This is a genomic window from Micromonospora sp. SCSIO 07396 (assembly GCF_053667945.1).
In genome coordinates this window covers 4520027-4541094 of record NZ_CM132210.1, presented here as the reverse complement: position 1 = coordinate 4541094, position 21068 = coordinate 4520027, and the positions used below count along the sequence as shown (strand labels likewise).

The following is a 21068-nucleotide window of genomic DNA, read 5'->3' as shown; positions in this document are numbered from 1 at the left end:
TCCGCGTTGACCGGCGGGCGGTCGGCGGGGTGTGGCGGTCGAAAGAGGGTGCGCGTGACGGTCATCGATCTGGGTGAGCTGCGCGACGACCCGCTGCCGCAGCCACCCGGCCCCGCGCCCCGGGCCGTCGGCCGGCCGCTGCGGCTGGTGGTGGTGCTGGCGCTCACCCTGCTGGCGTTGACCGCCGCCGCGCCGGTGGCGAAGCGGGCGGCGTTCGTGGTGCCGGCCCCGCTCGGCTCGATGGTGCTGCTCCACGACGGGGAGGTCTTCCTGCTCGAACCCAGTGGCACCGCCGCCGCCCCCGGGTGGTTGAGTGCCTGGACGATCCCCACCTCCCCGGGGGCGCGGCCGGTACGGCGCTGGCAGGTGCCGGTACCGGTGGCGGTGACCGACGGCTTCACGCAGCTGCGCGGGCACGCCGACGTGCTGCTGCTCACCGGCCCGGTGGGTCGGCCGGACGGGGATTACCGGGCGTTCGCCCACGACCGGGACACCGGCCGGGTGCGGTGGCAGCGCGCCGGGACGGGCCTGTCCGCCGGCCCCGACCTGCTCTTCGAGGACGGCACGGACGGCCCACAGACCTACCACTCGGTCGACCCGAGCACGGGGCGGGACCGTTGGTCGGCGGCGGTGCCGGCGCTGTTCACCATGTTCCGTCACCGGGCCGACGGCGTGGACCGGATCGTGACGGTGGACGCCGGCGGCACGGCCGAGGTCTGGGACGCCCGACGCGGCGTACGCCTGCACAGTGGGCAGCTCGACCACGATGGCACGCCGTCGGACACCAGCTTCGAGGTCGTCGGTGACCTGCTGCTCGCCGTCGGCGGTAGCTCCGGCCGACTTACCGGGTACGGCCTCGACCGGCTGGACCGCCGATGGGAGGTGCCGCTGCCGACGCCGTCGTTCTTCGCGGAGTGCGGGTCGTTGCTCTGCGCGCAGGGCACCGCTGGCGGGGTGCGGGCGCTGGACCCGGCGACCGGCCGGACGGTGTGGCGCGACAACCGGTGGGAGTTGTCCGGGACCGAACGCGGCGGCCGGCTGCTGGCGAGCAGCCTGGGCCGGGGCGTCTGGCACCCGCTGGTGGTGCTCGACGTCGCCTCCGGGCGGGTCGCCGCCGAACTGGACGTCTGGCATCTCGCCGCGTCGAACAGCCCCGACGGGCCGGTGATCGGGTTACGTCCGGCCGGCGAGGGCCGGATGCTGGTCGCCGAGCTGGACGTGGCCGCCGCGCGGGTCGGGGTGCGCGACGTGCTGCCGGCCGTCTCCGGCGACTGTCAGAGCGACGGGCGGTTGCTGCTGTGCCGGCTGATGGACGGCAGGTTCGGGGTCTGGCAGGTGCCCCGGTGACGGTGATCGACCTGGGTGAGGTCGGGCACCACGACGAGCCGCCCCCGCCGGCCCGCCGGCCCCGGGGCCCGCGGTCGGCCGGCCACCCGGCGGCCGTCGCCCTGACCGCCCTGCTCCTGCTGCTCACCCTGGCCGGCGCGGCGCCCGGGCCGACCCGGTTGACCCCGGTGCCCGTGCCGGACGTGCCGGAGCCCAGCCACCTGATCGTCGGGGGCCTGCTGGTGCTCGCCTACCCGTCGGCGCTGTCGCCGGCCGGCAGCCGGCAGCTCACCGCGATCGACCTGGCCGACGGGCGGGTCCGCTGGGAGACGTCGCTGTCGCCCCGGCACCAACTGGTGGTGCTGGAGGGGGCCGGCGACGACGTGGTGGTCACCACCGACCCCGGTGGCGAACCGGTCTCCATGGTGCTCGACCACGTCGACGGGCGGGCCCGGTGGCGGCAGCCCGGGGTGGCGGTGCCGACCGCCGACGGCGGGCTGCTGCTGGAGGACCTGCACGTCGACCGGGTGGCGGTACGCGGGGTCGAGCCGGCGACCGGCGCGGTCCGCTGGACGGTCACCGCCGGGGCGGCCACCGTCGGCTACCGGCCGGGGGAGCGCGGCGTCGCGGAGCTCGTCGTGGTGACCAGCGCCGGCCGGGCCGAGGCGTACGACGTCGACACCGGCGTACGTCGGCTCGCGTTCCCGGTGCCGCCCGCCCGCGGCGACCATCACCACGTGGCCCAACCGACCGGTGACCTGCTGCTGGTCGACGGGGAACCGGGCCGGCTGGCCGCCTACGACCTGGCGTCCGGCCGGCGACGGTGGGACACCCCGGTGCCGACGCCGGACGGCTGGTCCGTCCGGTCCTGCGGCGACGCCGTCTGCCTGGGAGAGGCGTTCGGGACCCGGGTGCTCGATCCGGTGACCGGCCGGGTGCGCTGGACCTCCGACTGGTGGGCCCCGGTCGCGTCGGTCGCCGGCCGGATGGTCGGGGTCAGCGCCGACGGGCAGCAGGGGCTGGCCCTGCTCGACGCGGCGACCGGTCGGTCCGTGGCCGAGCTGGGCAGGTGGGAGCTGGTCGACCAGTGGCCGCCCACCGACGCGCTGCTGGTCGTCCGGCCGGTCGGCGGCGGCCGGCAGTTGGTGGCCGAGCTGGACCCGACCGACGGCACGCTACGGGTCCGGGACGTGTTGCCCGGCCGGTGGGAGGCCTGCTCGCGGAGCCAGGGGGTGCTGGTCTGCTGGCGGCAACGCGACAGCATCGGGGTGTGGCGGATGCCCGACTGACGGTGTCGCACGGCCCACCTGGCGCCGGGCGTTTGGCCGGCGGCGCTAGGTTGTCGGACAGGTCGGCGAGGAGGTCGGGATGCGGGTGCTGGTGGTCGAGGACGAACGGAACCTCGCCGACGCGATCGTGCGGGGGCTGCGCAAGCGGGGCATGGCGGTCGACGTGGCGTACGACGGGGACGCCGGCCACGAAGCCGCCTTCGTCACCAGGTACGACGTGGTGGTCCTCGACCGTGACCTGCCTGGCATGCACGGCGACCAGATCTGCGCCGAGCTGGCCGCCTCCGGCACCCTCACCCGGGTGCTGATGTTGACCGCCAGCGACAGCGTCGCCGACCGGGTGGAGGGGTTGGGTCTCGGCGCGGACGACTACCTGCCCAAGCCGTTCGCGTTCGACGAGTTGGTGGCCCGGGTGCAGGCGCTGGGCCGGCGGGCCACCCCGGCCGCCCCGCCGGTGCTCCAGGTGGGTGACGTGGTGCTCGACCCGGCCCGCCGGGTGGTCACCCGGGCGGGTGCCCCGGTCGACCTGACCAACAAGGAGTTCGGGGTGCTCAGCGAGCTGGTCAAGGCGCGCGGCGCGGTGGTCTCCAGCGAGGAGTTGCTGGAACGGGTCTGGGACGCCAACACCGACCCGTTCACCACCATCGTCCGGGTGACGGTGCGGACCCTGCGCAAGAAGCTCGGCGACCCACCGTTGATCGAGACGGTGGTCGGCGCGGGCTACCGGACGGTCGACTCGTGACCCGGCGGCTGCGGCCCACCCTGCGGTTACGGTTGACCCTGCTCAACGGGGTGCTGCTGGTCGGGGCCGGGGCGATCCTGGTGACGCTGGCCTGGCTGCTGGTGCGCGACGCGCTGCGGCCCACCGACGAGCTGCGGCCGGGCACCACCGTGCTGCTGGCCGACGGGCGGTCGCTGGACGCGGCGGTGTGGCAGCGGCAACTGGTCGACGCCGCCTCCGACGAACTGCTGGTCAAGGGCCTGCTGGCGCTACTGGCGATCAGCGTGGTCGGGGTGGCCGGGGCGTACTGGGTGGCCGGCCGGACGCTGCGCCCGCTGCACCAGGTCACCGCGACCGCGCGCCGGCTCGGCGAGACCACGCTCGACCAGCGGATCGGCTGGTCCGGGCCGGACGACGAGGTGGCCGAGCTGGCCCGGACCTTCGACGCGATGCTGGACCGGATCACCGCCGCCTTCGAGGCGCAGAAACGGTTCGTGGCCAACGCCTCGCACGAACTGCGGACCCCGCTGGCGGTGATGCGTACCGAGATTGACGTGACGCTCAGCGACGACGAGGCGGATGCTGCCGAGTACCATCGGATGGCCACCGTCGTCCGGGACGCCTCGGAGCGCGCCAACGGACTGGTGGACGCGCTGCTGGTGCTGGCCCGCAGCGAGGCCCAGACGGGTCGACGGCTGGCCCGGCGTACGGAGTGTGACCTGGCGACAGGCACCGCCAACGCGTTGTCCGCGATGTCCCGCGAGGTGGAGCGGATCGGGTTGCGGGTGCAGTCCTCGCTGCGACCGGCCCCGGTGACCGGTGACCCGGGCCTGCTGGACCGGCTGGCCGGGAACCTGATCGAGAATGCGGTGCGCTACAACCACCTGCACGGCCGGCTCTGGGTGCGTACCGGCACCGACGGGCGGTCGTCCTGGCTGGTGGTGCGCAACACCGGGTTCGAGGTGGACCAGGCCGACGTGCCGGGGCTGTTCGAGCCGTTCCGCCGGGGCGGGCGGGAACGCACCGGGGCCCGGGGGTCCGGGCTGGGCCTGTCGATCGTCCGGGCGGTCTGTGACGCGCACGGCGGGACGGTCCAGGTCACCGCGCAGAAGGGCGGGGGCCTTGAGGTGACCGTCACGCTGCCCTCTGCCGAACAGACCCCGGGCTGAATCTGCTTGCCGGCCGGCCGGACGCCTGCAATGATCGCCCCGTCGGCCCGGACCGGGGAGAGGGGGTGCGGTAGATGTCCATCATGACCTGTCCCGCGCCCCGCCCTGCCCACCGCTGACACCACACGTCACGGGGCGCGTTCCACCGCTGCGAAAGGCAGACCCGTGAGCGCACGGATCCACAACATCGGTATCGACTGTCACGACACCTACGCCCTGGCCGGTTTCTGGGCGCAGGTCTTCGACTGCCCCCGCCAGCCCGACGACCAGCCCGGTGACCCGGAGGCGATGCTGCTGCCGCCGGGCGGGCCGGAGGTGCTCTTCCTGGCCGTGCCGGAGGGCAAGTCGGTGAAGAACCGCCTGCACCTCGACCTGGAGCCGGTCGACCGGACCCGGGACGAGGAGGTCGCCCGGCTGCTGGCCGTCGGTGCCGTCCAGGTCGACGACCAGCGTCGGCCCGACGGCACCGGTTGGGTGGTGCTGGCCGACCCGGAGGGCAACGAGTTCTGCGTGCTGCGCAGCGCCGCCGAGCGGGCCGCCACGACCGGCTGACCGGCCGACCGGGCTGACCGGCGGCGATGCCGACGGGCCGGCCTGGACGCCGACGGGCCCCGCCCACCGTGGGGTGGACGGGGCCCGCCGGGGCGACCCGGGTGGGTCAGCCCTTCTTCTCGATCTGCCCGCGCATGGTGACGAACTCGGACTTCAGCTCGGCGGCCGACTTGTAGTACTGGACGATGAGGCCCACACTGCCCCGGTCGGCCCAGATGCAGACGCCCAGCGGGACGCCCTCGCTCTTGCCGTCACCGCACTTGGCGTCGCCGCCGAGCGGGCCGGCGTCGACGGCCGCCATGTTGGTGACGTTGAGCTGGCTGGAGATGCCGGTGACGGCGTCGTCGAGTTCCTTCTTGGGGTCGACCATCACACCCGACGCGGCGGCGATCATCAGCAGGTCCTGCTTGGCCGGGTCGCCGTAGAAGGCACCTGCGGTGCTCGTCTCGTTCTGCACGGACTTCTTCATCTCGGTGACCAGGCTGTCGGCGACCGCCTTGAGGCCCGGCTCGGTGACCTGCGGGCGGCCGGCGAGGGTGGCGGGGGCGGAGACGGTCGTGTTGGCGGCGTCCACCGCCTCCTTGACGTCGTCCTTGAGGGCGAACGCGGCGATCGCCGCGCCGCCGAGGCAGAGCACCAGCAGCACGGCCAGCACGATCAGCACGATCTTGCCGACGGACCGCTTCTTCGCCGGCGCGGGCGGGGCGGCGTACGGGGTCGCCCCGACGCCGTCCGGCTGCTGCGGGAAGCCGCCCTGCGGGGCCGGCGGCGGGTAGCTGCCCTGCGGCGCGTCGCCATCCGGCTGGTGGGCGGGAGGGGTGGTCGGGGGCTGGGACATCAGGTCGGCTCCAGAGATCGTTTGTTGAGGCCGGGTGATCTTAGCCAGCCCGACCGACACCCTCGCCGCCGACCGTTCCGCCCCTGGTCAGCGTGCGGGGCGGCCACGGGGTCCGGTGGACCCGGTGACCGCCCCCGGAGCGGATCAGTCGCGCTTCTCGATCTGACCCCGGATGGCGACGAACTCGGACTTCGCCTTGGCCGCCGAGGAGAAGTACATGACGATCATGCCCACGCTGCCGTGGTCGGCCCAGACGCAGACGCCGAGCGCGATGCCCGACGCCTTGCCGTCGCCGCACTTCGCGACCCCGCCCAGCGGGCCCGGGTCGATGGTGGACATCTTGGTGACCGCAAGCGAGCTGCCCAGTCCCTTGACCGCGTCGTCCAGCTCCTGCTCGGGGAGGATGACCGGACCCGAGGCACCGGCCATCATCACCATGTTCCTGCTGGCCGCGCTGCCGTAGAACGCGCTCACCGCGCCCGTCTCGTTGCGGACCTCGGATTTCATGTCGCGGACCATCTGGTCGGCGATCCGGCGCAGCTCCGGGTCGGTGCTCTTGGACCGGCCACCGAGGGTCGACGGGGTGACCAGCCGGATCGGGCCCGGGTCGTCGACGTCCTCGGACGGGGTCGGGTCAGGGGTCGGGCTGTCGGTCTCGACGGGGGTGGGGCTCGGGGTGGGCGACGTGACCGCGGTGGGCGTCGGCGACGGGGTCGGCGTCTTCGGGTCGTCCTCGCCACTCAGGGCGACCCAGGTGAGGCCGCCGCCACCGAGGCAGAGCACCAGGAGGCCGACGAGGCCCAACGACAGCAGCAGCGGCAGCTTCGACCGCTGGGGCGCGGGGGCGTGCGGCGGGCCCGGCGGGGAGCTGAACGGAGCGCCGCCGAAGCCGGCGTACTGCTGCGCGGCGGGATCGGGGTAGCCGCCCGAGCCGGCGGCACCCGGATAGCCCGGCTGCGGGCCGGGGTAACCGGGCTGCGGGATGCCGGGATAGCCGGGCTGGGCCGCACCCGGGTAACCGGGCTGCGGTGCCGCCGGGTAACCGGGCTGCGGGCCGCCCGGATAGCCGGACTGAGGACTACCGGGCGGCCCGGAGTGCGGGGCGGCCGGATAGCCCGACGGTGGGGTGGCGGGCGGCCCGGACTGCGGTGCGCCGGGGTAGCCGCCCTGCGCCGGGTCGGGCTGCGGCCAGCCGCCGTACTGCGGGCCGGGGTACTGGTCGGCCGGCGGACCCGACTGCGGATCGGCCGGCCACCCGCCGGGCTGCGGGTTCGATGCCGCCGGATACGGCGTGGTGGGCCAGCCGCCACCCTGCGGCGGCGTGTGCGGACCCTCGGGCGACGCCGGTGGGCCGTCGGACACAGGCGGAAAGTGACCGGTGGGCGAGCCGTGCTCCGGCTGCCCGGACCAGGGATCGACCGGCGGTGAGGTCATCAGATCAGCTCCAGGCGAGGGTGAGAACGCGTGATGGTAGCCAGACGGAGCCCGGCCGCGCAGCCCCCCGAGTCTGACGAGGGTACGCAAACGACGATCGCGGTGGCCACGATATCCCGGGGGGAGGACATCGTCGGCCACCGCGATCGGCGGGGGAGCGGGGATGGTTCAGGCGCGCAGGCTGGCGGCCCCACGCGGCAGGAAACGCTGGCCGGTGACCCGCTCGGAGGTGCCGGTCCGGTCCAGGTACGGGGTGATCCCGCCCAGGTGGAACGGCCAACCGGCACCGAGGATCATGCACAGGTCGATGTCCTGCGCCTCGGCGACGACGCCCTCGTCGAGCATCAGCCGGATCTCCTGCGCCAACGCGTCGAGGGCGTTCTGCCGGACCTGCTCGGCGCTGAGTGGCTGGTCGCCGACGACGAGCAGCTTGGCCACCTCGTCGTTGATCCGGTCCTCGACGACGATCGGCTGACCCGAGTCGGCGATCCGACGCAGGTTCTCGCTGACGCCGAAGCGGTCCGGGTACGCCGCGTGCAGGGTGCCGCCCACGTGGTAGGCCACCGCCGGCCCGACCAGTTGGAGCAGGGCGAGCGGACGCATCGGCAGCCCCAGCGGGTCCAGTGCGCTGTCGGCAACGTCCAGCGGGGTGCCGGCGTCGACGGCGGCGAACACGGTGCCCAGGAAGCGGGTGAGCAGCCGGTTGACCACGAACGCCGGGGCGTCGGAGACCAGCACCGAGGACTTCTTCAACTGCTTGCCCACGGCGAACGCGGTGGCCAGGGTGGCGTCGTCGGTCCGTTCGCCCCGGACGATCTCCAGCAGCGGCAGCACCGCCACCGGGTTGAAGAAGTGGAAGCCGACCAGCCGCTGCGGATGCTCCAGCTCGGCGGCCATCGCGGTGATCGACAGCGAGGAGGTGTTGGTGGCGAGCACCGCCTCCGGCGCGACGATCTTCTCCAGCTCGGCCCAGACCTGCTTCTTGACGTCCAGGTCCTCGAACACGGCCTCGATGACGAAGTCGGCGTCGGCGAAGACGGACGTGTCGACCGAGCCGGAGACCAGGCCGTACAGCTTGGCGGCGGTGCCCTTGTCCATCCGGCCCTTGCTGACGGCCTTCTCGATCTGGGTGTGCACGTAGCCGACACCCTTGTCCACCCGCGACTGGTCCAGGTCGGTCAGTACGACCGGCACCTGGAGGCGGCGGGCGAACAGCAGCGCGAGCTGGCTGGCCATCAGGCCGGCACCGACGATGCCGACCTTGGTGACCGGCCGGGCCAGGGCCTTGTCCGGTGCGCCGGCCGGCCGCTTGGCCCGCCGCTGCACCAGGTCGAAGGCGTACAGGCCGCTGCGCAGCTCCTCGGAGAAGATCAGGTCGGCCAGCGCCTCGTCCTCGGCGGCGGTGCCGGTGGCGAAGTCGGCGTCCTTCGCCGTCTCCAGCAGGTCCAGCGCCTGGTACGCGGCCGGCACCGCGCCGTGCAGCCGTTGGTCCAGGGTCTGCCGGGCGAAGTAGAGCACGCCCGCCCACATGTCCCGGTCGACCTCGGGCCGGCTGACGGTGACCTCGCCCCGCACCACCGCGGCGGCCCACTCCAGGGACCGTTCCAGGAAGTCTGCCGGCTCCAGCAGCACGTCCGCGATGCCCATCTCGGCGGCCTGCTTCGGCTTGAGCATCTTGTTCTGCATCAGCGGGTTCTGCAGGATCACCTGGGTGGCGGCGGGGATGCCGATCAGGTTCGGCAGCAGTTGGGTGCCGCCCCAGCCGGGGATCAGGCCGAGCGACACCTCGGGCAGGGCCAGCGCCGCCGCGCCACCGGACAGCGTCCGGTAGTGGCAGTGCAGGGCCAGTTCCAGGCCGCCGCCCATCGCCGCGCCGTTGACGAAGGCGAAGGTGGGCACGGCGCTGTCCTTCAGCCGGGCGAAGACCCGGTGGCCGAGCCGGCCGATCTCCAGCGCCTGCTCCCGGTCCGCCAGCGCCGGCAGGCTGGTGATGTCCGCGCCGACGCAGAACACGTACGGCTTGCCGGTGACCGCGACGAACGCCGGCTCGGCGGCGAGCGCGGCGGTGATCGCCTCGTCGAGGCTGGCCAGGCCGCCCGGGCCGAAGGTGTTCGGCTTGGTGTGGTCGAAGCCGTTGTCCAGGGTGATCAGGGCGGCGGGCCGGTCCAGTCCCGGCACGTTCACCTGCCGCAGCAGCGCCCGGGTGACGACCTCGTTCGGTGCGCTGAGGCTCATTTGTCTGCACCCTCCCAGTTCGGGTTCTCCCAGATGACCGTGCCGCCCATGCCGATGCCGATGCACATGGCGGTGAGGCCGTAGCGCACCTCGGGGTGCTCGGCGAACTGCCGGGCGAGCTGCGTCATCAGCCGTACGCCGGAGGAGGCGAGCGGGTGACCGATGGCGATCGCGCCGCCCCACGGGTTGACCCGGGGGTCGTCGTCGGCGATGCCGAAGTGGTCGAGGAAGGCGAGCACCTGCACGGCGAACGCCTCGTTCAGTTCGAACAGGCCGATGTCGTCGATGCTCAGGCCGGCGATGCGCAGTGCCTTCTCGGTCGACGGGATCGGGCCGACGCCCATCACCTCGGGTTCGACGCCGACGTAGCCGTACGACACCAGCCGCATGGCGACCGGCAGGCCCAGCTCACGGGCGGTGGCCTCGTCGGCGAGCAGGCTGGCGGTGGCGCCGTCGTTGAGGCCGGCCGCGTTGCCGGCGGTGACCTTGCCGTGCGGGCGGAACGGGGTCTTGAGGGTGGCCAGCTTTTCCAGCGAGGTCTCCCGGGGCGCCTCGTCGGCGGTGGCCAGGCCCCAGGCGCCGTCGGCGTCGCGGATCGCGACCGGCACCAGGTCGGCCTGGAGCTTGCCGTCGGCGTACGCCTTGGCGGTCTTGATCTGCGAGGCGAGCGCGAACGCGTCGGTGCGCTCCTTGGTGATGTGCGGGACCCGGTCGTGCAGGTTCTCGGCGGTGGCCCCCATCACCAGGGCGGACGGGTCGACCAGCTTCTCGGCGATGATCCGCGGGTTGGGGTCGACGCCCTCGCCCATCGGGTGCCGGCCCATGTGCTCGACGCCACCGGCGATGGCGATGTCGTAGGCACCCATCGCGATGCCGCCGGCGACGGCGGTGACGGCGGTCATCGCGCCGGCGCACATCCGGTCGACGGCGAAGCCGGGGACGGTCTTGGGCAGTCCGGACAGCAGGGCGGCGGTGCGGCCGATGGTGAGGCCCTGGTCGCCGATCTGGGTGGTGGCGGCGACGGCGACCTCCTCGACCCGCTCCGGAGGCAGTTGCGGGTTGCGGCGCAGCAGCTCACGGATGCAGCGGATCACCAGGTCGTCGGCGCGGGTGTTGGCGTACATGCCACCCGCCTTGCCGAACGGGGTGCGGACACCGTCGACGAAGACGACATCCCGAACTTCTCGGGGCACTTGGAGCCTCCTTATCGACCACGACCCGGCCGACGCGCCGCGGGGGCGGCACGGGCCGGGTGAGGGTCGGCCGGCACTGGCGTTTCCCTGGGAATGCTACTCGCCAGTAACCATGGCCGTCACCACCCCCGGTGTGGCCCATCCCACACTCCCGGCGCGGGGGCACCCGGCCCTGGCCGGCCCGTCTCCGGGCCGGCCAGGGCCGGGATGCGGACCGTCAGGGACGACGGAGGGTGGCGTGGTGGTGGCTCAGGCCCGGGGTGCGGGCAGCAGTGCCTCGGCGAGCGCGGGCAGCAGGAGGGAGAGCTGCCACTGGCGTGCGCCGTAGCCGCGCAGGACCTCCGCGACGGTGTCCACGGTGATCTCGTCGGGCGGCTGCCAGGCCAGCCGGCGGACCGAATCCGGGGTGATCAGGTTCTCCGGCGGGAGCCGGTGCTCACCGGCGACGCGGACCACCACCTCCCGGCAGCGGGCCAGCCGCCCGGCGGCCACCGGGTCGCGCTCCGCCCACCGGTGCGGCGGGGGCGGCCCCTCCACCGTCGGGGTGACGGGCAACGCGTCGTCGGCCAACTGGCGGGCCTCGTCGAGCGCCGTCAGCCAGGACCGGGCCAGCCGGCGCACCGACCGGCCGCCGAACCCGGGCAACGTCAGCAGGGTCTTCTCGTCCTTCGGGTCCAGCTCGGCGGCGGCGATGATCGCCGAGTCGGGCAGCACCCGCCCCGGAGCGGCGTCGCGGCGCACGGCGATCTGGTCCCGGGCGTACCACAGGGCCCGGACCCGGGCCTGCGCCCGCGCCCCCCGGACCCGGTGGATGCCGGAGGTCCGCCGCCACGGCTCCGCCCGCACCCGGGGCGGCCGGGTGGCCCAGGTGATCAGCGCGGCGAACTCCTCCGCCGCCCACGCCGACTTGCCCTGCGCGTGGAGTTCCGCGTCCAGCGCGTCGCGCAGGTCGACGAGCATCTCCACGTCCAGCGCCGCGTAGGTCAGCCAGGACTCGGGCAGCGGCCGGCTGGACCAGTCGGCCGCCGAGTGGTGCTTCTCCAGGGTGTAGCCGAGCAACTGCTCGGTCAGCGCGGCCAGGCCGACCCGCTCGAAGCCGGCCAGCCGGGCGGCCAGCTCGGTGTCGAACAACCGGCGCGGACGCAACCCCAGCTCGGCGAGGCAGGCCAGGTCCTGGCTGGCGGCGTGCAGCACCCACTCGGCGTCGCCGATCGCCTGGTCGAGGGCGGTCAGGTCGGGCAGCGGCAGCGGATCGATGAGCGTGGTGCCGGCCCCCTCCCGGCGCAGCTGCACCAGGTAGGCCCGCTGGCTGTAGCGGTAGCCGGAGGCCCGCTCGGCGTCCAGGGCCACCGGGCCGGTGCCCGCCGCGAAGCGGGCCACGACCTCGTCCAGCTCGGCGGGGGTGGCCACCGGCTGGGGGGTGCCGTCGCGGGGCGCGGTCAGCGGTACGGGCCCGCCGGAGGGCTGCTCGGTGCCCGGGTCCGCCGGCTGGGCGACGGCCGGGGGCGGAACGTCTGCCGTACGGCTTTCGGCGGCCCGACGGCGCAGGGGTGGTTCGTCGGTCACCTGACAACCCTAGTGCGCCGGGCGAGATGGTGTGCGCAGCCGGTCCGGTGTGTGTCGTCCCGGTGTCCGACAGAGGTCGGGACGGTGAGGACGGCCACCTCGACCGCGGGACATTCGATGTCCGATAGGACGTCCTCAGGGCACCCGGGACATCTGCTTGTGCTCCGGGCGTGTCGCGTCGTTACCGGGAGGGCGGCCGGCGGTCAGGCCGCGCCGGCCGGCCGGCGGTCGGTGAGCGCGGTGACCCCGGGCGGCGGCAGCCCCGCGGTGGAGGCGAGCAGCGCACACCAGGCCGACAGGTGCGCGCCGAGGTCCTCGCCGAGCGGCGTCCAGGACGCCCGGATCTCGACGTCCCCGGCGGCGGGCGGGCCGGCCAGCTCGCCGAACCGGGTCGACACGGTCTGGGTGACCGTGCCACCGGCCGCCCGGTAGTCGGCCTGGTGCGCCTCCAACGCGTCGGTGAGCCAGGTCCAGCCCACCCCCGGCAGCAGCGGATCGGCGGCCAGGTCGACCTCCAGGTCGGCGGTCACGTAGGTGACCAGCCGCAGGGTGCCACGCCAGGCGTCGTGCCCGGCCGGGTCGTGCAGCAGGATCAGCCGCCCGTCGGCCACCTCGTCGTCGTCGCGCAGCACGGTGGCGGAGAGGGCGAACGCGTACGGGGCGAGCCGCTGGGGCGCGCCGACCTCCTCCAGGACGATCTCCGCCCGGGGGGTGACCGACCGCAGGCCGGCGACCGCGCGGGCGAACGTCTCCGGGAGCGCGATCGGGGGGGCCATGACCGGCAGCCTATGCCGACGCGCCGTCGCCCGCCGGCACGGCACGCCGAAGCGCCGGCCCACGGCGGTGTCCCGCCGCCGACCGGTGCGTCCCGGGGGTGCGGGTCACAAATGGCGGCGCTGCCCGTCGGGCCCGCGCGGGTGCGTGGCACGATTGCCGCGATGACCACCGACACCACGGGCACCGCCGCCCGAGACGGAGAATCCCGCCGCAGCGGGCCGGCCGACTCGCCCTTCGTCCGGGCCTGCCGCCGGGAGTCCGTCCCGCACACCCCGGTCTGGTTCATGCGCCAGGCCGGCCGGTCCCTGCCGGAATACCGGGAGATCCGGGCCAACGTGGGGATGCTGGACTCCTGCCGCCGGCCGGACCTGGTCGCCGAGATCACCCTCCAGCCGGTCCGCCGGCACGGCGTCGACGCGGCGATCCTGTTCAGTGACATCGTCGTCCCGGTCGCCGCGGCCGGCGTCGACCTGGACATCGTCGCCGGCACCGGGCCGGTGGTGGCCGAGCCGGTGCGCACCGTCGCCGACGTCGAGCGGGTCCGCCGCATCGACCGCGCCGACGTGTCCTACGTGGACGAAGCCGTCCGGCTGCTCGTCGCCGAACTCGGCGACACCCCGCTGATCGGCTTCGCCGGTGCGCCGTTCACCCTGGCCAGCTACCTGGTCGAGGGCGGACCGTCGCGGACCCACGCCAGGACCAAGGCGATGATGTACGGCCAGCCCGACCTGTGGCACGCGCTGTGCGCCCGGCTCGCCGAGGTCACCCTGGCGTTCCTGCGGGTGCAGGTCGACGCCGGGGTCTCCGCCGTGCAGCTCTTCGACTCCTGGGCCGGGGCCCTGTCCGAGGCCGACTACCGCCGCTTCGTCCTGCCGCACTCCACCGCCGTGCTGTCCGGCCTGGCCGACGCCGGGGTGCCCCGGATCCACTTCGGGGTGGGCACCGCCGAGCTGCTCGGCGCGATGGGGGAGGCCGGCGCCGACGTGGTCGGCGTCGACTGGCGTACCCCGCTGGACGTGGCGACCCGCCGGATCGGGCCGGATCGGGCCGTGCAGGGCAACCTCGACCCGACCGTGCTGTTCGCCCCCTGGCCGGTGATCGAGGCCGAGGTGCGGCGGATCGTCGAGCAGGGCCGCGCCGCCCCCGGACACGTGTTCAACCTCGGTCACGGCGTGCTGCCCGAGACCGACCCCGAGGTGCTGACCCGGGTGGTCGCGCTGGTGCACGAGGTGTCCGCGCGCCGGGACGAGCAGGGCTGAGCGGTGCGGGCGCGGCCGTGGCGGGTGGCGGTGGTCGGTGGCGGGATCACCGGCCTGGCCGCCGCGCTGCGGCTACGCGACCGCGCCCCCGCCGACACCGAGATCACCGTGTACGAGCAGTCTGGCGCGCTCGGTGGCAAGCTGCGCACCGGTGAGCTGGCCGGCCGTACGGTGGAGTTCGGCGCGGAGTCGTTCCTGATGCGGGACCCGGCCGGGGGCGAGTCCGCCGCGGTGGCCCTGGCCCGCCGGCTCGGCCTGGCCGGGCGGATCGTGCACCCCACCGTCGGGCAGGCCGCGCTCGTCGTCGACGGCGGGCTGCGCCCGGTCCCGGGCGGCACGCTGGTCGGCGTACCCGGGGACCTGGCGGCGGTGGCGGCGGTCGCCGAGCCCACCCCGGACGCCGACCGCGACGGCGGCCGGCCGCTGCTCGACGCGGACCAGGACGTCTCGGTCGGGGAACTGGTCCGGGCCCGGTTCGGTGAGCAGGTGGTGCAGCGGCTGGTCGACCCGATGCTCGGCGGCGTCTACGCCGGCCGGGCCGACGACCTGTCCCTGGTCACCACCATGCCGGCGCTGGCCCGCGCGGCGCGGGTGGAACACACACTGGTCGGCGCGGTCCGGGCCGCGCAGGCCGCCGCGCCCCGCACCCCCGGCGCCCCGGTCTTCGGCACCCTGGACGGCGGGCTGGGCACCCTGGTCGAGGCGGCGGCCACGGCCAGCGGCGCGGCGATCCGGCGCAACGCGGCGGTCCGCGAGCTGACCCCGGTCGGCGACGGCTGGCGGCTGACCGTCGGCCCGACCCGCGACCCGGAACTGGTCGAGGCGGACGCGGTGCTGCTGACCGTGCCGGCCCGACCCACCGCCCGGCTGCTCGCCGGGTTCGCCGCGGCGCAGGCGGCGACCGTCGGCGGGCTGGACTACGCCAGCGTCGCGCTGGTCACCCTGGCGCTGCCCGCGCCGGCGCTGCCCCGGCTCTCCGGCTTCCTGGTGCCGGCGGGCGAGGGGCTGCTGATCAAGGCGTCGACCTTCTTCACCACCAAGTGGGGGCACCTGGCCGCGCCGGACGGGCTGGCCCTGGTCCGCGCCTCCGTCGGCCGGTACGGCGAGGAGACCTCGCTCCAGCTCACCGACGACGACCTGCTCGCCACCGTGCACCGGGAGCTGACCCGGGTGCTCGGGGTGGCGTTGCCCGCACCGGTCGCCGGTCACGTACAGCGCTGGGGCGGCGCGCTGCCCCAGTACGCCCCCGGTCACACCGGGCGGGTGGCCGCCGTCCGGGCGGCGCTGCGCGCGTCGTACCCCACCCTGGCGGTGGCCGGCGCGGGTTTCGACGGGGTCGGCATCCCGGTCTGCGTCCGCTCCGGCGAGAGCGCGGCCGACGAGATCATCGAAGCACTGGGAGGATCGGGTCCATGACCGAGCAGAGCACCGAGCAGTCCAACGCGGCCCGGATCCGGGAACTCAACGAAACCGTGCGCTACACCATGTGGTCGGTCTACCGGGCCACCGGCGGGCTGCCGGCGCTGCGGGAGAACGTCACCGGCGAGGTGGAGTCGCTCTTCGAGGAACTGGCCGGCAAGGACGTCGTGGTCCGGGGCATGTACGACGTGGCCGGGCTGCGCGCCGACGCGGACGTGATGATCTGGTGGCACTCGTCGTCCAGCGACGCCCTCCAGGACGCCTACCTGCGGTTGCGCCGGACCACCCTGGGGCGGGCGTTGACCCCGGTGTGGTCGCAGTTGGCGCTGCACCGGCCGGCGGAGTTCAACAAGAGCCACATCCCGGCGTTCCTCGCCGACGAGGAGCCCCGGCCGTACCTGTGCGTCTACCCGTTCGTCAGGTCCTACGAGTGGTACCTGCTGCCGGACGCCGAGCGGCGGGAACTGCTGGCCGAGCACGGCAAGATGGCGCGCGGCTATCCGGACGTCCGGGCCAACACGGTCGCCTCGTTCGCCCTCGGCGACTACGAGTGGATGCTCGCCTTCGAGGCCGACGAGCTGCACCGGATCGTCGACCTGATGCGGGACCTGCGGGCCTCCGGGGCCCGGCGGCACGTCCGCGAGGAGGTCCCGTTCTACACCGGCCGGCGTCGTTCGGTCGCCGACATCGTCAACTGCCTGGTCTAGTCCGACCACCGGTCCGGTCGGCGTACCGGCCCGGTCCGGGCGTGCCCGGCGTCGATCCGGGCGTGCCCGGTGGTGCCGCTCGGCCGGCGTGGTGCTGTCGGAATGTGGACGCGTCCGGCTCACAGCCCGCTGTGGACGCTCCGGAGTGGAATGACGACGGTAACCTAAGAGATTCAAGACGGTAACTTCCGTGCCGTCGGGATCCACGGGGGCGTGCCGGTGTCGCAGATCGTCGAGTTTCCGCTGGAGGGTGGCGGCAGGGTCCAGTTCGAGACCCCCGCCGAAGAGGGCACCGTCCCGGTCGGCCGGGGCGGCGTGGCGGCGACCCGGGCGCACGAGACACTGGAATCGGCCCTGACGCACCTACGGCAGGTCAGCACCGCCGTGCTGCGCAACCTCCGCGATGTCGCCGAGCCACCGGACCGGGTCGCGGTGGAGTTCGGGGTCAAGGTGTCGGCCCAGACCGGGCTGATCATCGCCAGCGGCACCTCGGAGGCCAATCTCACCGTTCGGGTCGAGTGGGACCGGCCCGGCACGGAAACGTGAGCCGGATGGCGTCGTGATCATGGGCGCGCGGGGAAAGCCCGACGTCAGGCCGGTCCATCCGGTGCCTGACGACGCGGAACTCGCCGTCGCCGGGGTCCGCAACGCCGCCGGTGCGGTGGTCGGCGCGGCCTTCCTGATCGATCGTCACCTGTTGCTGACCTGCACCCATGTCGTCCGGGCGGCCCTGACCGGGGAGGTCTCCCCGACGCCTGACGAGCCGGCTGACACCGCGTCGCTCAGCGGTGGGCAGGTCGAGGTGGTCTTCCCGCTGGTGCGCCGGGGACGGCCGGCGATCGCGGTGGTGCTGCCCCCCGACGACCCCGACGATCCCGACGACCCCGGCGACGTGACCGTCCTGCGCCTGGTGACGCCGGTGCCGGCGGGCATCCGGCCGGTCCGGCTGGCCCGACCGGGGGAGTCCGGCACCCGGGACCGCGTCTGCCGGGTTTTCGGCTTCCCGGGGGGCAAGGGCCGCTGGTTCGAGGGACGGGTCGTCGGGCCGGTAGGTGGCGGATGGATGCAGTTGGCCAACCCGACCGACGCCGGTTACCAGATCCAGCCCGGTTACTCAGGCGCCCCGGTCTGGGACCACCGGGTCCGCTGCGTGGTCGGGATGATCGTCTCTGCCGACCAGCGCACCAGACCCCAACTCGAATACCCGGCCGCCTTCATGATTCCTATCCGGCGGCTGCCGGTGCCCGCCACGTTCGGCCCACCGCTGGTGGTGACCCGGTGGCGGCAGCCGTTCAGCCGGTGGCGTACCGGTTCCGGACCACCTGCCGGCCAGCTGGCCCGGCCGGGGACGCCGGCACCGGCGGGAACGCCGTCACCGGACGCGGCGGCACGACCGCGCCGGCTGCGACCGGGGTGGATCGCGGCGCTGGTGGCGGTGCTGGCCGGCATCTGCATGGTCGCGCCCGAACCGTTGCCCGGGTGTCCCCCTGCGGCGGAGTTGCGGGTCGCCGTGGCCCCTGACGACCTGCTCACCTACCAGACGGTCGCCGCCGCCTTCCAGCGGTCCTCCGCGGTGCGCGGTTGCCGCACCGTGAACATGTTCGTCTACTCCGCATCGGCCGAGGAGGTGGCCAAGGGCCTGCGACACGACTGGTCGGCCTCGGCCGGGGAACCGGCGAGCAGCGGTCGTCCGGCGGTGCCGGGCTGGTACCCGGCCGACGTCGGCCCGCGTCCGGACGTCTGGTTCCCCGGTGCCGAGCCGCTCGACGACCAGCTGCGCAACCTGGACAGCGTGCGGGACTTCGAGACGGTTGCCTGGTCACCCCTGGTGCTGGGGGTGCCCCGGGGCCTCGTCGACGCCGACCGCGACGACCTCGACCGGCAACGCTCCCTGTCCTGGCCGGAGCTGTTCGGCAAGGCCAGCCGTTCCGCGACCGACCCGCCCGTGGTGACCGGTGGGGGCCGGCCGGTCCCCGGCGTCGGCTGGCAGGTGGTACGCCCCGACCCCACGCTCTCCCCGGAGGCCCGGATGGTCGACGTGGCCCTCTACCAGGACGTCGGGACGACCCAGCTCCGGCGGCAGGTGGAACAGCCGTTGGAGCGTACCCAGGATGCGCGCGGCTACCCGCTCGGCACCCTCGCCGCGGTGCTGTGCCGGCAGCGGCAACTCGCTCAGGACCCGTCCGCGCCCATGCCGCCCGCCGTTATCACCACCGAGCAGGCGCTCGTCCGGTTCAACGGCGGCCACCGGCTCGGCGACGCCTGCGCCGAACTGGGGCGGCCCACGCCCCACCGGTCTCTGGTCGCCTTCTACCCGAAGCAGACCCCGGGCGTCGAGCACCGGGTGGTACGCCTGCACTGGCCCGACGCGGTGCAGAGCCCGGTCGCCCGGTCCACCGCCGACGACTTCCGTCGCTGGCTGGCCGGCCCCGGCCGGGACGTGCTGCGGACCGAGGGGTTCCGGGTCGCCGGCCGCGATGAGCCCGGCTCCGGGCTGACCGAGACGAACGGGGTGCTGCCCGACTGGCCGTTGGAGAATCCGCAGTGGCAGCTGGCGGACGCCGCGGACGCCGCGGTGCTCGACACCGCTGACCGGCGCTACCGGGAGGCCCGGCGGCCGGCGCGGGTGCTGTTGGCCCTGGACAGCTCCGGTTCGATGCTGGCCCCGGCAGGTCGGGGCACCCGTTTCGACCTGGCGGTCGACGGGGTGGCCACCGCACTGGGGCAGCTGGGTGTGCGGGACGAGGTGGGCGTGTGGACGTTCTCCACCGCGTACCCCGGTGCCGCCGGACGGCCCCGGCCGGTGGGGCCGGCCGACCCGGCCCGGGACGCGGCCCTGCTCGCCCGGTTGCGCCGAACCGTGCCGTCCGGCGACACCCCGCTGCACCGGACCATCGACGACGGTTTCCGGGAGTTGCGTCGGCCCGGCGACCCCGAGGGCTACCTGCGGGCGCTGGTGGTGCTCACCGACGGACGGGACACGGCCAGCGGAGATCTGGTGCCCCGGCTCGACGGGCAACCGCCGGTGCGGCTCTACGTGCTCGCCGTCGGCGAGGCGAGCTGTGCCGACCGGGTGCGGGACCGCGCCCTGCGACAGGCCGCCCGGTCCACCGGCGGGGAGTGCCGGGAGGTCGCCGCCGAGACGATCGACCAGCGGCTCACCGAACTGTTCGCCCAGTTGTGGGAGAAAGGAGCCGAGCAATGACCGACAGGCAGCCGCACCGGGTCCGGTCGGCCACCCTACGGCGGCTACGCGTTCCGTCCGCCTTCCTGTTCGGCCTGGTGGCCGGCACCGTGCTCGGTGTGCTGGGCACTGTCGCCTGGTACGTGGCCCCGCGCGGCGCCGATCTGGAACCGGGGGATCTGGTGCTGCTCAGCGGCAGGGACACCAGCATCGACCAGCAACGGCGCAAGCTGATCGAACGGTGGAACGAAACCAACCCGCGCAACCAGGCCCGGTTGGAGGAGACCACGGTCAGCGCCGACCAGCAGCGCAGCGAGATGGTCGCAATCGCCCAGGCCCAGGCCGCCGGTCGTACGGAGAACCCGGTCCGGGACATCGACATCTACAACCTGGACGTGACCTTCACCGCCGAGTTCGCCGCCGCCGGCTACCTGCGACAGGTCGACGAGTCGCGACTGAGCGCGGGGTACCTCGACCAGTTCGTGCCGGAGGCCCTCGCCACCGGTCGTTACCAGGGCACCCTCTGGGCGCTGCCGTTCAATACCGACGCCGGCCTGCTCTACTACCGGACCGACCTGCTCGGGGTCCCCGGGGACCTCCCCGGCCAGCGCCGGTTCGACTGGCGCACCATCATCGAACGCAGCCAGGCGCTGACCGCCCCGGCGGGCCGCACGGGCCCCACCATGGGGTACACGGGCCAGTTCGGTCCGTACGAGGGGCTGACCGTGAACGGGATGGAACTGATCTGGGACGGCGGTGTCGAGCGCCTGGTCGACGAGAGCACCAACCGGGTGATCTTCCAACGCCAGGAGTGGGAGCGGCGGCTGCGGGAGGTCGCCGCGGCGCGCGGGAAGGGTCTGCTCGCCGGTGACGCGTTCGGCGTCCCGGGTGACGAGCTCCGCAGCCTGGATGACTTCGGCGGTGGTCGGGCCCTGTTCATGCGCAACTGGCCGGTCAACTATCCGAGGCTGGACACCCCCGACGGGATGTCGACCCCTCGGGTGCCGTTCCAGGTGACGCGGTTGCCCGGCCCGTCGGCGTTGGGCGGCCAGAACCTCGCGGTGGCGAAGCAGAGCAAGCAGCCCCGGGCGGCCCAGGCCCTGATCGAGTTCCTGACCAGCCGGGAGAGCCAGACCCAGCTGTTCGAGCGGGGCGGTTTCGCCCCCACCCGCAACGACGTCTACGCCGACGAGGACCTCCGCTCCAGGTTCCCCTACCTGGCGCTGCTGGCAGAGGCGGTACGGGAGGCCCGGGTCCGGCCCCGGGTGCCGTACTACTTCTCGTTCAGTGAGGTGTTCCGCAAGGGCGTACGGACCGCGTTGGAGGGTAACGGGGCGTTGCCTGAGGACTTCGAGGCCCGCCTCAACGATGCCCTGCGCGGACGCTGATCCCGGTGACG

17 protein-coding genes are annotated in these 21068 nt (G+C 74.1%); 11 read left to right on the top strand and 6 right to left on the bottom strand.

Translation table 11 applies throughout. The features are described from left to right. Positions 1-54 precede the first annotated feature (54 nt). The 5 genes from ACWCHM_RS19380 (at position 55) to ACWCHM_RS19360 (ending at position 5057) form a co-directional block, all read left to right on the top strand. Positions 55-1347, top strand: coding sequence for an outer membrane protein assembly factor BamB family protein (locus ACWCHM_RS19380; RefSeq protein WP_454219280.1), 1293 nt, complete (start codon positions 55-57; stop codon positions 1345-1347). Beyond that, positions 1344-2615 (top strand): outer membrane protein assembly factor BamB family protein, encoded by a 1272-nt coding sequence (locus tag ACWCHM_RS19375; RefSeq protein ID WP_454219278.1) that lies wholly within the window; start codon positions 1344-1346, stop codon positions 2613-2615. The genes ACWCHM_RS19380 and ACWCHM_RS19375 overlap by 4 nt, the downstream gene beginning before the upstream one ends. A gap of 79 nt (positions 2616-2694) precedes the next feature. Then, entirely contained in the window at positions 2695-3357 is a 663-nt protein-coding gene (locus ACWCHM_RS19370; protein WP_204957041.1) for a response regulator transcription factor, read from the top strand. Beyond that, complete coding sequence (locus ACWCHM_RS19365; RefSeq protein WP_281899532.1) at positions 3354-4505, top strand: sensor histidine kinase; 1152 nt, start codon at positions 3354-3356, stop codon at positions 4503-4505. Before ACWCHM_RS19370 ends, ACWCHM_RS19365 begins: the two co-directional genes overlap by 4 nt. Before the next feature lie 165 nt (positions 4506-4670). After that, positions 4671-5057 (top strand): VOC family protein, encoded by a 387-nt coding sequence (locus tag ACWCHM_RS19360; RefSeq protein WP_204957042.1) that lies wholly within the window; start codon positions 4671-4673, stop codon positions 5055-5057. 106 nt (positions 5058-5163) lie between these two features. Here the strand turns inward: ACWCHM_RS19360 and ACWCHM_RS19355 are convergent, their stop codons facing one another. The 6 genes from ACWCHM_RS19355 to ACWCHM_RS19330 all read right to left on the bottom strand — a co-directional run bounded on the left by ACWCHM_RS19355 (position 5164) and on the right by ACWCHM_RS19330 (position 13099). Further along, positions 5164-5895, bottom strand: a complete 732-nt coding sequence (locus tag ACWCHM_RS19355; RefSeq protein WP_204957043.1) for a hypothetical protein — start codon at positions 5893-5895, stop codon at positions 5164-5166. A 144-nt stretch (positions 5896-6039) separates the two neighbouring features. After that, the gene (locus ACWCHM_RS19350; protein ID WP_281899529.1) at positions 6040-7329 is read right to left on the bottom strand and encodes a hypothetical protein; all 1290 of its coding nucleotides are present in this window, start codon (positions 7327-7329) and stop codon (positions 6040-6042) included. 168 nt (positions 7330-7497) lie between these two features. Next, positions 7498-9564, bottom strand: a complete 2067-nt coding sequence (locus ACWCHM_RS19345) for a 3-hydroxyacyl-CoA dehydrogenase NAD-binding domain-containing protein (protein WP_454219277.1) — start codon at positions 9562-9564, stop codon at positions 7498-7500. Further along, positions 9561-10757, bottom strand: a complete 1197-nt coding sequence (locus ACWCHM_RS19340; RefSeq protein WP_454219276.1) for a thiolase family protein — start codon at positions 10755-10757, stop codon at positions 9561-9563. The genes ACWCHM_RS19345 and ACWCHM_RS19340 overlap by 4 nt, the downstream gene beginning before the upstream one ends. Positions 10758-11006: 249 nt before the next feature. Then, positions 11007-12323 carry a ribonuclease D gene (locus tag ACWCHM_RS19335; RefSeq protein WP_204957047.1) on the bottom strand — a complete coding sequence of 439 codons (1317 nt, stop codon included), beginning with the start codon at positions 12321-12323 and terminating at the stop codon, positions 11007-11009. A 203-nt stretch (positions 12324-12526) separates the two neighbouring features. Continuing rightward, entirely contained in the window at positions 12527-13099 is a 573-nt protein-coding gene (locus ACWCHM_RS19330) for a DUF3000 domain-containing protein (RefSeq protein WP_204957048.1), read from the bottom strand. Positions 13100-13261: 162 nt separating this feature from the next. Between ACWCHM_RS19330 and hemE the strand changes: the two genes are divergently transcribed. From hemE to ACWCHM_RS19300, 6 genes are all read left to right on the top strand, one after another. After that, positions 13262-14359 (top strand): uroporphyrinogen decarboxylase, encoded by a 1098-nt coding sequence (gene hemE / locus ACWCHM_RS19325; RefSeq protein ID WP_204957049.1) that lies wholly within the window; start codon positions 13262-13264, stop codon positions 14357-14359. 3 nt (positions 14360-14362) lie between these two features. After that, a complete protein-coding gene (gene hemG / locus ACWCHM_RS19320) occupies positions 14363-15775 on the top strand; it encodes a protoporphyrinogen oxidase (RefSeq protein ID WP_454219275.1) in 1413 nt (470 codons plus the stop codon). Further along, complete coding sequence (gene hemQ, locus ACWCHM_RS19315) at positions 15772-16485, top strand: hydrogen peroxide-dependent heme synthase (protein ID WP_204957051.1); 714 nt, start codon at positions 15772-15774, stop codon at positions 16483-16485. The genes hemG and hemQ overlap by 4 nt, the downstream gene beginning before the upstream one ends. Positions 16486-16704: 219 nt before the next feature. Then, positions 16705-17031: a CU044_2847 family protein gene (locus tag ACWCHM_RS19310; protein ID WP_454219274.1), complete on the top strand. Its 327-nt coding sequence runs from the start codon at positions 16705-16707 to the stop codon at positions 17029-17031. Positions 17032-17092: 61 nt separating this feature from the next. Continuing rightward, positions 17093-19690, top strand: a complete 2598-nt coding sequence (locus ACWCHM_RS19305; protein WP_454219273.1) for a trypsin-like peptidase domain-containing protein — start codon at positions 17093-17095, stop codon at positions 19688-19690. Continuing rightward, positions 19687-21057, top strand: a complete 1371-nt coding sequence (locus tag ACWCHM_RS19300) for an extracellular solute-binding protein (protein WP_281899516.1) — start codon at positions 19687-19689, stop codon at positions 21055-21057. Before ACWCHM_RS19305 ends, ACWCHM_RS19300 begins: the two co-directional genes overlap by 4 nt. The last annotated feature ends 11 nt before the right edge of the window (positions 21058-21068 follow it).

Coding starts and splice junctions, on each gene's coding strand:
- ACWCHM_RS19370 (WP_204957041.1), top strand. CDS start 2,695: ATGCGGGTGCTGGTGGTCGAGGACGAACGGAACCTCGCCGACGCGATC.
- ACWCHM_RS19355 (WP_204957043.1), bottom strand. CDS start 5,895: ATGTCCCAGCCCCCGACCACCCCTCCCGCCCACCAGCCGGATGGCGAC.
- ACWCHM_RS19350 (WP_281899529.1), bottom strand. CDS start 7,329: ATGACCTCACCGCCGGTCGATCCCTGGTCCGGGCAGCCGGAGCACGGC.
- ACWCHM_RS19345 (WP_454219277.1), bottom strand. CDS start 9,564: ATGAGCCTCAGCGCACCGAACGAGGTCGTCACCCGGGCGCTGCTGCGG.
- ACWCHM_RS19330 (WP_204957048.1), bottom strand. CDS start 13,099: ATGGCCCCCCCGATCGCGCTCCCGGAGACGTTCGCCCGCGCGGTCGCC.
- hemE (WP_204957049.1), top strand. CDS start 13,262: ATGACCACCGACACCACGGGCACCGCCGCCCGAGACGGAGAATCCCGC.
- hemQ (WP_204957051.1), top strand. CDS start 15,772: ATGACCGAGCAGAGCACCGAGCAGTCCAACGCGGCCCGGATCCGGGAA.
- ACWCHM_RS19300 (WP_281899516.1), top strand. CDS start 19,687: ATGACCGACAGGCAGCCGCACCGGGTCCGGTCGGCCACCCTACGGCGG.